Origin of the sequence: Sphingobium sp. SJ10-10 (genome assembly GCF_036038995.2) — a bacterium.
GTDB lineage: Bacteria > Pseudomonadota > Alphaproteobacteria > Sphingomonadales > Sphingomonadaceae > Sphingobium.
The window spans coordinates 1244844-1257331 of the sequence record NZ_CP158132.1; the positions used below are offsets into that span (position 1 = coordinate 1244844).

Consider the following 12488-nt stretch of genomic DNA (forward strand, 5'->3'; position numbering starts at 1 on the left):
CATGGAGGCGCTTGGCATGAGCCGTTTGATAGTCATTTCCAACCGGGTCAGCAAACCCAGCAAAACCGGCAATCAGGGCGGGCTGGCCGTCGCCCTTTCCCAGGCGCTGCGGGAAAGCCGCGGCATATGGGTCGGCTGGTCCGGCGAGGTCACGGAAAATTTCACCGGGCAGATCGGCTTTTCCGAGGATGAAGGGGTCAAGACCGCGACCATCGACCTCGAAGAACAGGATGTCGACGAATATTATAACGGCTATGCCAACAAGACGCTCTGGCCGCTGTTCCACTTTCGCATCGATCTGGCCGAATATGAACGCGATTTCGAGGGCGGCTACAACCGCGTCAACCAGCGTTTCGCGGACACCACCAGCCCGCTGATCGAACCGGAAGACGTCATCTGGGTCCAGGATTATCACATGATCCCGCTGGGCCGGATGCTGCGGGACCGAGGCCATGACAATCGCATGGGCTTCTTCCTGCACATCCCCTGGCCGCCGACCCGGCTGCTGGTGTCACTCCCCCATCATACCAAATTGGTGCAGGCTCTTTTCGCCTATGATGTCGTGGGCTTCCATACCGAGGAATGGCTGGAATCCTTCCGCCATTATGTGGAACGGGAAATGAACGGCTCGGTGGACGGCGACTTTGTGACGCTGGGCGACCGCACCATTCAGGCCATCGCCTGCCCGATCGGCATCAACGCGCAGGAATATGCCCATGCCGCCGTCAGCGAAGCGGCCGGCGACATGTATGAAAAGGTCCGCCGCTCCCTCCAGGATCGCGTCATGATCGTGGGGGTCGACCGGCTAGACTACAGCAAGGGTCTGGAGGAACGTTTCAACGGCTATGCCCGCTTCCTGAAGGACCATAGCGAACACCATCGCAACGTCGTCCTGACACAGATCGCTCCGCCCTCCCGCGGGGAGGTGGAGAGCTATCAGCATATCCGCGCAACCCTGGATTCCCTCGCCGGCCGCATCAACGGCGAATATAGCGATGTCGACTGGACGCCGATCCGCTACGTCAACCAGGGCTATCCCCGCGACAAGCTGGCGGGCATCTATCGCGCGGCGAAGATCGGCCTCGTCACCCCGCTACGCGACGGCATGAACCTGGTCGCCAAGGAATATGTGGCGGCGCAAAATCCCGACGATCCCGGCGTCCTCATCCTGTCGCGCTTTGCGGGCGCCGCCCAGCAGCTCAAGGACGCGCTGCTGATCAACCCCTACAGCCCGGAGGAGATGTCCGACGCCATCACCCGCGCTCTCGCCATGCCGCTGGACGAGCGCAAGCGCCGCTGGCGCGCCATGATGGACAGCGTGGAACAGCAGGACATAAGCTGGTGGCGCCAGCGCTTCACCGAACGGTTGATGGCGGTGCAGCGCAACGGCGAAATGAAGCCGGAAGCGGAACCGGCTTAACTTTCCCTCATCTGCCGCTAATGTCGCGGCGATGGAAGACGAAGAACAAGCGCGCGGCCCGATCGCCGCCCTTCGCGCCAGATCGGGCGTCATATTGGGCGCGATCGGGCTAGTGGCCTGGATCGCGCTGGTCTGGTTGATGTTCGGGGACGTCCTGTAGGAGCGGCCATCCATTTGCACCCTTGCGCACTTTGGTCTAAGGGCCAGCCCAAGCAGCCCCGGCACCCGCTGATCCTTCTCGATTCGCGTTTGCCGGGGCACATTCATTATTGGGAAGACAGGAACCGCATATGGCCCGTCGCCGCCAGATCTACGAAGGCAAGGCAAAGATCCTTTACGAAGGCCCGGAGCCGGGCACGATCATCCAATATTTCAAGGATGACGCGACCGCCTTCAACGCCCAGAAAAAGGGCACGATTTCAGGCAAGGGCGTCCTCAACAACCGGATTTCCGAGCATATCTTCACCCTGCTCGGCCAGATCGGCGTTCCCACCCACTTCATCCGCCGCCTCAACATGCGCGAGCAGCTCGTCCGTCAGGTCGAGATCGTGCCGATCGAAGTCGTGGTGCGCAACGTCGCCGCCGGTTCGCTCAGCAAGAAGCTGGGGATCGAGGAAGGCACGCAGCTTCCCCGGACGCTGATCGAATATTGCTACAAGGATGACGCGCTGGGCGACCCGCTGGTGTCCGAAGAGCATATCGCCTGCTTCGGCTGGGCAACGCAGGACGAGATGCATGACATTGCCGACATGGCGATCCGCATCAACGACTTCATGTGCGGCCTGTTCGCGGGCATCGGCATCCGCCTGGTCGACTTCAAGCTGGAATTCGGCCGGCTGTGGGACGGCGAATATAGCCGCGTCATCCTGGCCGACGAGATCAGCCCGGACGGTTGCCGCCTGTGGGACATGACCACCGGCGAAAAGCTGGACAAGGACCGCTTCCGTCGCGACCTGGGCGGCGAAGTCGAAGCCTATCAGGAAGTCGCCCGCCGCCTGGGCCTGATGCCCGAAGGCGCGGACACGACCGTCCTCGACCTCGACACCCACCGCAAGAAGCGCGGCAAGGATTGATGGAGTTCGGCGCGCTGCTCAGGCGAGCAGCGCGTCCGCCATCAGCTTGACGCCCAGCAGCACCATCAGCACATAGATGAGCGTGTAGAAACGCGCGGCGTCGACCCGCCGGACCAGTGCCACACCCGCGAAAGTGGCGGCCACGGCCAACGGGGTCAGCATCGCCGTCGCCAGAAGATTGCCTCTGGTGAATTGCCCCAGGGCGGCATAGGCGGGCACCTTCATCCAGTTCACCGTCGCAAAGGCGATCGCCGTCGTTCCGACCAGAACGTCGCGGGGCAAGCGCTTGGGCAGCACCCACATCTGGAAGGGCGGCGATCCGGCATGGGCGATCTGGCTGGTGAAACCGCTCGCCACGCCGAACAGCACCCCCACCCAAGTCGGTGACGTGGACGGCAGCACGATCGCCCCGCCCCGCTCGACCCACAGGCGTTGAAGGCCGAACAGCGTCGAGATCAGGCCCAGCACCCCCAGCACAGCGACTTCGGACACCTGCGCCGCAAAGAAATAGCCAAGACCGATCCCTGTCGCCATGCCCGGCAGCATGACCGTCAGCACATGCCGGTCCCAGCTATGGCGGAACGACCAGACGCTGACGACATCCTGCAGGATCAAGATAGGCAACAGGATCGCCGCCCCCCTCACCGGGTCGACCCCCAGGGCCATGATCGGCATGGCCAGCGCGCCGACCCCGGCAAATCCGCCCTTGGCAAGACCCGACAGGATCACAGCCGCAATGGCGCAGGCATAATAGAGATATTCCGGATTCATGGCGCCCGCCTAAAGCAAGGAAGCCGATGGCGGGAGCAGGTTTTTCGTCCGGGCGTGTCAGCTATGCGCGCGATAACCGATCAAGACGCCGAAGGTGAAGGTCGCCAGAAGCGCAAGCTGAACCCGGCCATGGGGATCGTCATAGCCCATAACCTGTTGACCGAAGGCGAAAAGCCCGACAAACATCGCCAAAGCAAGACCAGCCATGATGCAAAAACCCTTCCCTCCGGCCCGGAAGATAGCGCGGCTGTCGCTAACAAAAGCATAATGCCTTGCCTGTAGGAGCCGAGGAGATTAGGGGGTGCGCGAAAGCCTGTTTACGGAGTTCCTTGCCCCATGAAAGCCCGCATCTTCGTCACCCTCAAGGGCGGTGTCCTCGACCCGCAGGGCAAGGCGATCCACCACGCGCTGGAAGGCCTTGGCTTTGGCGGCGTCAACGATGTGCGCGCGGGCAAGCTGATCGAGCTGGACCTGGCCGACGGCACCAGCGACGAGGATATCGACGCCATGTGCCGCAAGCTGCTGGCGAACACGGTGATCGAAAACTACCGCATCGAAAAGGCCTGAGCCATGAAGAGCGCCGTCATCGTCTTCCCCGGCAGCAATTGCGACCGCGACCTCGCCGTGGCGTTCGAGGCGGCGACCGGCGCGAAGCCTGCCATGATCTGGCACCGCGAGACCGAATTGCCGGACGATATCGACCTGATCGGCGTGCCGGGCGGCTTTTCCTATGGCGACTATCTGCGCTCCGGCGCGATGGCGGCCCGTTCGCCGGTGATGCAGGCGGTCGGACAAGCGGCAGAGCGCGGGGCTTATGTGCTCGGCATCTGCAATGGTTTCCAGGTGCTGACCGAAAGCGGGCTGCTGCCTGGCGCGCTGCTGCGCAATGCGGGCGGGCATTTCGTCTGCCGCGACGTAGCGCTGACGGTCGAAAATGCGCAGAGCGCCTTCACCAGCCGCTATGATGCGGGCGAGGCGATCAGCTTTCCGGTGGCGCATCATGACGGCAATTATTTTGCCGATGCGGCGACGCTGGACCGGCTGGAAGGTGAAGGCCGGGTGGCGCTGCGTTATGCGGAGAGCGTCAACGGTTCGGCGCGGAACATTGCGGGCATCCTCAACGAAGCGGGCAATGTGCTGGGCATGATGCCGCATCCCGAACGGGTGATCGAAGCGGCCCATGGCGCGACCGACGGCCGAAGGTTGTTCGAGGGGCTGGTGGAAGGGCTGCTGGCCCGGGCCTAAGAGGCGCTGTCCCTCCGAGGGGTAGAGTGACATAGTTGACGCTATGGAAGGTCGGGAAACTGCGGTTTCCGGGCCTTTTTCCTGTTCGCGGTCGAGCGTTCCACGCCGAAGTTCACAGTGTATGCGCGCGCGTGCCCGGGCGCGCGTATGCGTGGCGGCGCGATGTGTCGGACGTTTCAAAGAGGGAAGCGAGATAGACCCGTCGGCGCGAAATAGGACAGGCGAAATTGTACATTGTTGGAGAAATAGGATGCTTTTGAGGATGCTGTGGCCATTGGGTCACCCATTATCCTCAGCCAGCCATCAGGCTCAGGGGCCGGATGATTGAAAGGAGAGTCGGAAAACGACCACTACCGGACGTTGCGGTCGCGGATAAAGGTGCGCCAAGCTGCCTTTCGGTCCATCCGCTTTTCGGCCTTTCGTTTGATCAATTCGCGGCAGGCCAGCCATATCACTGGCGCAGCGACAATCCCGTAAATCGTCAGATTGAGCCATGCAGGAAGGGAAAGAAACCGGACCGCAAAGCCAGCGGCGAATAACGCGAAGGCTATCCCATATATAAGCGCCCACTGAGACAACTTCTTTTTCCGCACGGCGTTTCCTTTCCGACGCCGCTGTAAGGCTATCGAGTTAATGACCGCTTTCCACCCAATTTCGTCATTCCAGCGAAAGCTGGAATCCCGTGAGGATTGATATTGCATCATCGCCTGAGATCCCAGCTTTCGCTGGGATGACGGATGTCGGCAAATGCCGTTTAACGAGACTCCCACTCTGCCGGATATGCATCCCCTGGCAGCCGAAATTTATGGAAATGTCCGGAGATGGATTCCCGCTTCCGCGGGAATGACTGGTAGGGTGCGCTTTCCGCTCTAGCCGCCCCGGTGATAGTCATATTCGAACGGGCGGCCTTCCTGCTTGGTGAGGATCGCGCCGATAATCGCGCCGCCTGCGCGGCGGAGGCGATCCACCGCCACGCGCAACCCGCCATGATGGTTGCGCCCCCATTCGACCACCAGCAGCGTCACTTGCGCTTTGCTCGCCAGCAGGCAGGCGTCCGACAGGCCGAGAATGGGCGGCGCGTCGATCAGCACCGTGTCATAACGTTCGCGCACGGTCGCCAGCAGGGAATCCATCGCGGGCGTGACCAGCAATTCGGCCGGGCTGGGCGGGATCGCGCCGCAGGGCAGCAGAGCCACGCCCGCCACGCCGCTGTCGACGATGACATCGTCCATCTTCGCCTGTCCCGTCATCAATTCGCTGATGCCGCGCGCGGGCGATACGCCGAACAGGCTATGCTGCCTGGGCCGCCGCATGTCGGCGTCGATCACCAGCACCCGCTTGTCGAGCTTCGCCAGCGCCTTCGCCAAGGCATATAGGGTCGAGGACTTGCCCTCCCCCTCCTGCGCGCTGGTGACGAGGATCGAGCGCGGCAGGCCCACCGCAGAACCCAGCAGCAGCGAGGAGGCCATGGGCCCGAAAATCTCCGCCCCAGGCTTCTCGCCCGCCGGAACCGCGCCCAGCAGCGGCAGGTTGACCCGCTCCGCCAGCGTATCGGCGGAGGTCACTGCATCGTCGAAAATATGCCGCCCCGCCACCGCCAATAATCCGAGGAACAGCCCGCCCAGCGACGCCAGCAGCATGGTGACGCCGATATTGGGCGAGGAAGGCCGCGATGGCACCGCCGCCCGGTCCAGCGGCTGGATGCGGCCCGCCTGAAATCCCGCTTGCGAGGCCATGTCCCGATAGCGCTGGAGCAGGCTGTCGTGCAGCAGGCGGAAGGTGTCGACCTGCCGCTCCAATATGTTCATCTGCACGCCCCGGCCGCGTTCGGCCTGCGCCTGCCGCTCGACCTTGGCGATTTCGGACTGGATCTGCTTTTCGCCATGGATGGCGACGTCGAACTGTTCCTTGAGCGAGGCGCGGATGGTGTTCGCCATACCTTCGGCCTGATCGTCCAGCGCCGCCAGCCGCGCGCGGGCTTCGCGCATTTCGGGATGGGCATCCTTGCGGAACTGGCGTTCCTGCACGACCTGCGCCCTCGCCTGGGCCCGCTCCGTCATGATCTGTTGCATGGCACCGTTGTTCAGCACTTCGGGCAGGGTTTCGACGCTGGACATGCGCGCGCTTTCCCAGCGTTTCTGGGCGGCGATCCGGTCCGCCGTCGCCTGTGCGCGGAAGGCGTTGAGCTGGGCCAGCCGGGTCGCCGTGGTGCCTTCGGGCGGCGTGTCGCCGCTTTCATCGTCCTTCGACCCCGGTGGAGCCATCGCGCCGGCATTGGCGGCATAAACCGCCAGATCGCGCTCCGCTCGTTCCAGATCCTTGCGCGCCCCGTCCAGTTCGCCCAGCAGGAAACGGCGGGCCTGAACCCCGGATTCAAAGCCGCGCCGGAGGTCGGCGCGGATCAGGCTGTCGGCATAGCTGTTGGCGACGCGGGCCGACAGCACCGGGTCGGCGCTGGTGAAACTGATGCGGATGACGCGGGACTTGCCCGGCAGCTCGACATGCAGATTGTCGCGCAGCAGGCCCACGACCATCTCGGTTTCGACCTGCCGCTGGGTGAGCGATCCCGCTCCCTGGTCCGGGCGGCGGACATCCATGCCGTCGAAAAAGGTGCGGCTGCCGACCAGCGCCAGTTCGCGGGCCACATCCTCCGCCAGAGCGCGGCTGCGCAGCACCTCCAGTTCGGTCTGCATCAGCGCTTCATTGTCGGACGGTGTCGCCTGCCTTTGCGCGGCGGCGGCACCTGCGGCACCGGCCGGGATATCCTCCACCTCGACCGAGGCGGTCGCCTGATAATCGGGGGTCGACAGCAGGATGAAGACCACGCCCGCCAGCACGCAAAGCGCCATGGTGACGAACAGGATGATGCGATGCCGCCGAACCGCCGTCCACGCTCCGCTCGCGGCAGTGGCGAAGCGGGCAGCGCGGCCTTCCATCGTGGTGGAGGCGCCGTCGATCAACAGGCCCGGCCCCGCCATCAGAGCCCTCCATCCAGCGCGACGAAGCCCGCGCCGACCACCGGCAGGGCCAACAGCGCGCCGCCCAGGATCGCCTTGGCTCGCGACAGGCCGACGATGATGGTGTCGCCCGGCAGAATTTCGGGATCGGGCGCCCGCCCCTTACGGATCGCGCCAAGGTCGAACATCGCGGCCTTGCGCTCGCCGTCCGATTGCCGGACCACCACGATCTGGCCGAGGCTGGCGAGCCGGGTCGGCCCCTTGGCCAAGGCGACAGCCTGCAACAATCCGAGGCGGCCGTCGAACGGGAACAGGCCCGGTTCGCGGACTTCGCCGTCGACGGTGATGCGGCGGCCCACCGCCTTCTTGACGAATATCGTCACCTGCGGGGAGACGAGATAGCGCTCGCCCAAGCGCCCGGCGATGACGTCCGACGCTTCGCTGGCGGAAAGGCCTGCGACGGAGACGTCTCCGACCAACGGCATGCGCACCATGCCCGCCGCCGTCACCTGCGCATCTTCCAGCGACAGGCCCGGCTCGTGATAGATCTGGATGCGTAGGATATCGTCGGGGGATATGCGGTAATCGACACCTACCGCCGGGGCGGGCGGGATGGCGGCATAGGCGGCATCCCACTTCGGCGCGTCCTCCACGGTCGAGCAGGCGCCAAGCAGCGCGCAGGCCATGATCATGACCAGCATCTGGTTCCTGCTGTCGGTCGGCCGGTTCATGCCGTTAAAAATCCCCGCAAATTCTCTGGGCACGCATGAAGCCTGCCATTGCGGGCGGGGTTAACGGCGCGACGGGGACATGGCAACCATGGGCTCGTCGGAAGGCGAGCCCATGCGCCCGATCAGATGGCGATCCGGGCCTGATCCGGGACGACTCGCCGGGGCTGATCGGGCCAGACGCCGCGCGTATCGTAGACCGCCTTGTCGGAACGTTCGTCCACCGGGACCGATTTGAACATGTCATGATCGACAAGAATGACGAAAACGCCGCATTGTTCCAGAGCCGTATCGAGATCGATCAGCTCGGCGCCGGTTCCGGCGAACTCCATCGGCAGATCATGGGCATAGGGTTCGACCAGTTTGATCCGGCGCCCATAGCGTTTGGCGAGGCGCGCGGCGACCTTCACGGCGGGGCTTTCGCGGAAATCGTCGATATTGGGTTTGAAGGCGAGGCCGAGACAGGCGACCTGCTCGCCCGGAAATTCGTCGATCAGGTCGGATGCTTTCGCGACGACATGGTCGGTCTTGCCGTCATTCACTTCGCGGGCGGTGCGGATGAGGCGGCTGTTTTCCGGGTCGCCATGAACGATGAACCAGGGGTCGACGGCAATGCAGTGGCCGCCGACGCCGGGGCCGGGTTGCAGGATGTTGACGCGGGGGTGGCGGTTGGCAAGCCGGATGACTTCCCACACGTCGATGTCCATGCGCTCCGCGATAACGGACAGTTCGTTGGCGAAGGCGATGTTGACGTCGCGGAAGCTGTTTTCGACCAGCTTCACCATTTCGGCGGCGCGAGCGCTGGTGGTGATGCAGGCGCCGCGCACGAACTGGCGGTAGAAGCCCAGCGCCTTGCGGGCGCAGCGGGGCGTGATGCCGCCGATGCAGCGGTCATTGTCGATCAGTTCGACCAATATGCGGCCGGGGAGAACCCGCTCCGGGCAATAGGCGATGGCGATGTCGCCCGCGACCCCCGGCTCAGGCATTTTGAGGTCGGGGCGAAGCTGGGCGAAGAGGTCGCGCATGGCCTCGGTAGTGCCGACGGGGGAGGTCGATTCGAGGATGACGGTGTCGCCCGCTTTCAGAACTTGCGCGACTGTGCGGGCGGCTTTGAGGACGTGGCTGATGTCGGGGGCGCGGTCTTCGGCTACCGGCGTGGGGACGGCGATGATGAAGACGTCGCTGGGTTCGACTTCCAGGCTGGCGCGCAGATTGCCGCGGGAGACGACGCCCTGGACGAGGCCGTCGAGGTCGACTTCCTCGATATGGACGCGGCCGGAGTTGACCGTCTCCACCACATGGGCGCTGACGTCGACGCCGACCACCTTTGCGCCCCCTCGTGCGATCAGGGCGGCGGTCGGCAGGCCGATATAGCCTAGGCCGATGACGGAAACCTTCTGCTGAAGCTTGTCGAGGGGCATTTGGAATTCCTGGGGAAGCCGATGATTTCCCCCGGTTTCTGACTGGAAATGCTGAAGATTTCGGTAACGAGGATTTGGATGCGTTGTGTTCCTGCGCAGGCAGGAACACCGCTAACGTCAGGCCGCCTCTTCCAGATCGTCAGCCGCTGCGCTGGCGGCTATGACGTCCGCGATGCGCTCCGACGCGTGGCCATCGCCAAAGGGGTTGTGGGCGCGGGACATGGCGGCGTAGGCAGCCTCATCATCCAGCAGGGCGAAGACGGAGCGGACGATTGCAGCCCGGTCCGTGCCGACCAGCTTCGCCGTCCCGGCCGTCACCCCCTCGGGACGCTCCGTCGTTTCGCGCATCACCAGCACCGGCTTGCCGAGCGAGGGCGCCTCTTCCTGCACGCCGCCGCTATCGGTCAGGACAAGGTCACACAGGTCGAGCAGGCGGACGAAATGAGGATAGTCCAGCGGCTCGATCATCGCGACATTGGGAAGGCCGCCGAGTACCGCGTCCATCACCGGACGCACATTGGGATTCGGGTGAACGGGGAAGATCACCGCGACATCGGGACGCGCGGCGATATCCGCGATGGAGCGGGCGATCGCTTCCATGCCGCCGCCGAAATTTTCCCGCCTATGGCTGGTGACGGCGATGATCCGCTTGTCCGCGAAACGCTGGGCCAGGTCGTCCAGCCCCGCGGCAAGGCTGGGCTCCTGCAGAACGCGCTGGCGGGTGGCCAGCAGGGCGTCGATCACGGTGTTGCCGGTAATGTGGATGGTCGCCGGATCGCGATTTTCGGCCAGCAGGGCATTGGCGGCCGCCTGCGTCGGAGCGAAGTTCATGTCCGCGATGCAGGCCACCACGCGGCGATTCACTTCCTCCGGCCAGGGATGGTGGATGTCGCCGCTGCGCAGGCCCGCCTCGACATGGGCGACGGGAATCTTCCGGTAATAGGCGGCAAAGCTGGCGACCATGGTGGTCAGCGTGTCGCCATGCACGACGATGCGGTCGGGCTTTTCAGCGTCGAAGGCGCGGCCCAGTTCCACGATCAGCTTTGCGGTGAGGCCGTCCAGCGTCTGGTTCGGCGTCATCACGTCCAGGTCGATGTCGGGCACGATCCCGGCAATCTCCAGCACCTGATCCAGCAGGCCGCGATGCTGCGCGGTCACGATCACGCGGGTTTCCACATCCTCCCGCGCCCGTAGCGCGTGAATCACCGGAAACAGCTTGATCGCTTCGGGGCGCGTCCCGAACACCAGCGCAACCTTCATTTCCTGCCCTTTGCAAGCCGCCAATCGGATAAGTGCCTGGCAGAAAATGGTAACTATCCCCTGAACATGAGTACCCCCGACGCACGCTTTCGCATTGGCAAAAACCTATGCTAGAGGCCAGCCGAACCCTCTTCCCAAACGAAGGCTCAGTTATTTTATGAAGATCACGATGATCGGCACGGGCTATGTCGGGCTGGTGTCAGGCGCATGCTTTGCCGATTTCGGCCATGACGTGGTGTGCGTGGACAAGGATGCGGGCAAGATCGCCGCGATCGAATCCGGGCGGATGCCGATCTTTGAACCGGGCCTCGACCATCTGGTGGGCAGCAACGCATCCGCGGGGCGGCTGACCTTCACGACCGATCTGACGGCGGGCGTGAAGGGCGCGGACGCGATCTTCATTGCCGTGGGCACGCCTTCGCGGCGCGGCGACGGGCACGCGGATTTGAGCTATGTCTATGCCGCTGCGAAGGAAATCGCGGAATCGCTGGACGGGCCGACGGTCATCGTCACCAAGTCCACCGTCCCCGTCGGCACCGGCGATGAAGTCGAGCGGATCGTCAGGGAAGCCCGGCCCGATCTCGACATCCATGTCGTCTCCAACCCCGAATTCCTGCGCGAAGGCGCGGCGATCGGGGATTTCAAGCGGCCCGACCGCGTGGTCGTCGGCACCACCGGCAGCGAGCGCGCGATCGAGGTGATGGCGCAGGTCTATCGCCCGCTGAACCTCAATCAGGCGCCGGTCATGTTCACCGGGCGGCGGACGGCGGAGCTGATCAAATATGCCGCCAACGCCTTTCTGGCGACCAAGATCACCTTCATCAACGAGATGGCGGACCTGTGCGAAGCAGTCGGCGCCGAGGTGCAGGATGTGTCGCGGGGAATCGGGCTGGATAATCGGATCGGATCGAAGTTCCTGCATGCCGGGCCGGGCTATGGCGGTTCCTGCTTCCCCAAGGACACGCTGGCGCTGGTGAAAACGGGTCAGGATTACGACACGCCGATCCGCATCGTCGAAACCGTCGTGCAGGTGAATGACCTGCGCAAGCGCGCCATGGGCCGCAAGATCGTCAAGGCGCTGGGCGGCGAAGCGCGAGGCAAGACGGTCGCGCTGCTGGGCCTGACCTTCAAGCCCAATACGGACGATATGCGCGATGCGCCGAGCCTGGCCATCGTGCAGGCGCTGGAGGATGCGGGTGCGAAGATCGTCGCCTATGATCCGGAGGGCATGGAGGTGGCCGCGCCGCTAATGCCGGGCGTGACCATGGCGAAGGATGCCTATGAAGCCGCGACCGGCGCCGACGCGCTGGTTCTGGTGACGGAATGGGACGCGTTCCGGGCGCTGGACCTGAAGCGCCTCGCCGCTTCGATGAACGGGCCGGTGCTGGTCGACCTGCGCAACATCTATCCGCGCAGGGAGGCTGAAGCGGCGGGCTTTGCGCTGACGCGGGTCGGGGGCAAGGGCGTTTCGGTCTGATGCTGTTGAAACCCTCGGAAGGGCGCGAGGAGCGCGTCCTTCCCCGGCTGCATCATTGGGTGATGGCGACTGTTACCCTGTTTGCGATCATACTGGTCGTGCCGGTCATTGCAGGCCTGACCTGAGTGCCTGAAAA

General features: G+C 64.1%; 14 protein-coding genes. 7 read left to right on the forward strand and 7 right to left on the reverse strand.

The window, feature by feature from the left end:
- The first annotated feature begins 16 nt into the window (after positions 1-16).
- From otsA to purC, 3 genes are all read left to right on the forward strand, one after another.
- Complete coding sequence (otsA, locus tag VVT58_RS05940; protein WP_327752154.1) at positions 17-1420, forward strand: alpha,alpha-trehalose-phosphate synthase (UDP-forming); 1404 nt, start codon at positions 17-19, stop codon at positions 1418-1420.
- A 31-nt stretch (positions 1421-1451) separates the two neighbouring features.
- Entirely contained in the window at positions 1452-1580 is a 129-nt protein-coding gene (locus tag VVT58_RS05945; protein ID WP_327752153.1) for a hypothetical protein, read from the forward strand.
- Between the two features lie 130 nt (positions 1581-1710).
- Positions 1711-2493, forward strand: a complete 783-nt coding sequence (purC, locus tag VVT58_RS05950) for a phosphoribosylaminoimidazolesuccinocarboxamide synthase (RefSeq protein ID WP_066556241.1) — start codon at positions 1711-1713, stop codon at positions 2491-2493.
- A gap of 18 nt (positions 2494-2511) precedes the next feature.
- On the opposite strand, the gene VVT58_RS05955 is transcribed toward purC, so the two are convergent.
- Both VVT58_RS05955 and VVT58_RS05960 read right to left on the reverse strand, forming a co-directional pair.
- Positions 2512-3264, reverse strand: a complete 753-nt coding sequence (locus tag VVT58_RS05955; RefSeq protein WP_327752151.1) for a sulfite exporter TauE/SafE family protein — start codon at positions 3262-3264, stop codon at positions 2512-2514.
- Between the two features lie 57 nt (positions 3265-3321).
- Complete coding sequence (locus VVT58_RS05960) at positions 3322-3471, reverse strand: hypothetical protein (RefSeq protein WP_165363364.1); 150 nt, start codon at positions 3469-3471, stop codon at positions 3322-3324.
- Between the two features lie 129 nt (positions 3472-3600).
- On the opposite strand from VVT58_RS05960, the gene purS reads away from it, so the two are divergent.
- Positions 3601-3831 carry a phosphoribosylformylglycinamidine synthase subunit PurS gene (gene purS, locus VVT58_RS05965; RefSeq protein ID WP_007682101.1) on the forward strand — a complete coding sequence of 77 codons (231 nt, stop codon included), beginning with the start codon at positions 3601-3603 and terminating at the stop codon, positions 3829-3831.
- 3 nt (positions 3832-3834) lie between these two features.
- Complete coding sequence (purQ, locus tag VVT58_RS05970; RefSeq protein WP_327752150.1) at positions 3835-4509, forward strand: phosphoribosylformylglycinamidine synthase subunit PurQ; 675 nt, start codon at positions 3835-3837, stop codon at positions 4507-4509.
- Positions 4510-4859: 350 nt separating this feature from the next.
- Here purQ and VVT58_RS05975 read toward each other — a convergent pair whose 3' ends face one another.
- The 5 genes from VVT58_RS05975 to wecB all read right to left on the reverse strand — a co-directional run bounded on the left by VVT58_RS05975 (position 4860) and on the right by wecB (position 10875).
- Positions 4860-5213: a hypothetical protein gene (locus tag VVT58_RS05975; RefSeq protein ID WP_066556236.1), complete on the reverse strand. Its 354-nt coding sequence runs from the start codon at positions 5211-5213 to the stop codon at positions 4860-4862.
- A 165-nt stretch (positions 5214-5378) separates the two neighbouring features.
- On the reverse strand, positions 5379-7487 hold the full coding sequence (locus VVT58_RS05980) for a polysaccharide biosynthesis tyrosine autokinase (protein WP_327752149.1): 2109 nt from the start codon (positions 7485-7487) through the stop codon (positions 5379-5381).
- Positions 7487-8197, reverse strand: coding sequence for a polysaccharide biosynthesis/export family protein (locus tag VVT58_RS05985; RefSeq protein ID WP_327752148.1), 711 nt, complete (start codon positions 8195-8197; stop codon positions 7487-7489). Before VVT58_RS05985 ends, VVT58_RS05980 begins: the two co-directional genes overlap by 1 nt.
- A gap of 122 nt (positions 8198-8319) precedes the next feature.
- A complete protein-coding gene (gene wecC / locus VVT58_RS05990; RefSeq protein ID WP_327752147.1) occupies positions 8320-9615 on the reverse strand; it encodes a UDP-N-acetyl-D-mannosamine dehydrogenase in 1296 nt (431 codons plus the stop codon).
- Between the two features lie 117 nt (positions 9616-9732).
- The gene (wecB, locus tag VVT58_RS05995) at positions 9733-10875 is read right to left on the reverse strand and encodes a non-hydrolyzing UDP-N-acetylglucosamine 2-epimerase (RefSeq protein WP_327752146.1); all 1143 of its coding nucleotides are present in this window, start codon (positions 10873-10875) and stop codon (positions 9733-9735) included.
- Between the two features lie 157 nt (positions 10876-11032).
- On the opposite strand from wecB, the gene VVT58_RS06000 reads away from it, so the two are divergent.
- Positions 11033-12352, forward strand: coding sequence for a UDP-glucose/GDP-mannose dehydrogenase family protein (locus VVT58_RS06000; RefSeq protein WP_327752145.1), 1320 nt, complete (start codon positions 11033-11035; stop codon positions 12350-12352).
- On the forward strand, positions 12352-12477 hold the full coding sequence (locus VVT58_RS06005) for a hypothetical protein (RefSeq protein ID WP_254911636.1): 126 nt from the start codon (positions 12352-12354) through the stop codon (positions 12475-12477). The genes VVT58_RS06000 and VVT58_RS06005 overlap by 1 nt, the downstream gene beginning before the upstream one ends.
- Positions 12478-12488: the final 11 nt, after the last annotated feature.

Excerpts from the sequence above, each read along its gene's own strand:
- otsA (WP_327752154.1), top strand. The coding sequence starts at position 17 with ATGAGCCGTTTGATAGTCATTTCCAACCGGGTCAGCAAACCCAGCAAA.
- VVT58_RS05945 (WP_327752153.1), top strand. The coding sequence starts at position 1,452 with ATGGAAGACGAAGAACAAGCGCGCGGCCCGATCGCCGCCCTTCGCGCC.
- purC (WP_066556241.1), top strand. The coding sequence starts at position 1,711 with ATGGCCCGTCGCCGCCAGATCTACGAAGGCAAGGCAAAGATCCTTTAC.
- VVT58_RS05955 (WP_327752151.1), bottom strand. The coding sequence starts at position 3,264 with ATGAATCCGGAATATCTCTATTATGCCTGCGCCATTGCGGCTGTGATC.
- VVT58_RS05960 (WP_165363364.1), bottom strand. The coding sequence starts at position 3,471 with ATGGCTGGTCTTGCTTTGGCGATGTTTGTCGGGCTTTTCGCCTTCGGT.
- purS (WP_007682101.1), top strand. The coding sequence starts at position 3,601 with ATGAAAGCCCGCATCTTCGTCACCCTCAAGGGCGGTGTCCTCGACCCG.
- purQ (WP_327752150.1), top strand. The coding sequence starts at position 3,835 with ATGAAGAGCGCCGTCATCGTCTTCCCCGGCAGCAATTGCGACCGCGAC.
- VVT58_RS05975 (WP_066556236.1), bottom strand. The coding sequence starts at position 5,213 with ATGATGCAATATCAATCCTCACGGGATTCCAGCTTTCGCTGGAATGAC.
- VVT58_RS05980 (WP_327752149.1), bottom strand. The coding sequence starts at position 7,487 with ATGGCGGGGCCGGGCCTGTTGATCGACGGCGCCTCCACCACGATGGAA.
- VVT58_RS05985 (WP_327752148.1), bottom strand. The coding sequence starts at position 8,197 with ATGAACCGGCCGACCGACAGCAGGAACCAGATGCTGGTCATGATCATG.
- wecC (WP_327752147.1), bottom strand. The coding sequence starts at position 9,615 with ATGCCCCTCGACAAGCTTCAGCAGAAGGTTTCCGTCATCGGCCTAGGC.
- wecB (WP_327752146.1), bottom strand. The coding sequence starts at position 10,875 with ATGAAGGTTGCGCTGGTGTTCGGGACGCGCCCCGAAGCGATCAAGCTG.
- VVT58_RS06000 (WP_327752145.1), top strand. The coding sequence starts at position 11,033 with ATGAAGATCACGATGATCGGCACGGGCTATGTCGGGCTGGTGTCAGGC.
- VVT58_RS06005 (WP_254911636.1), top strand. The coding sequence starts at position 12,352 with ATGCTGTTGAAACCCTCGGAAGGGCGCGAGGAGCGCGTCCTTCCCCGG.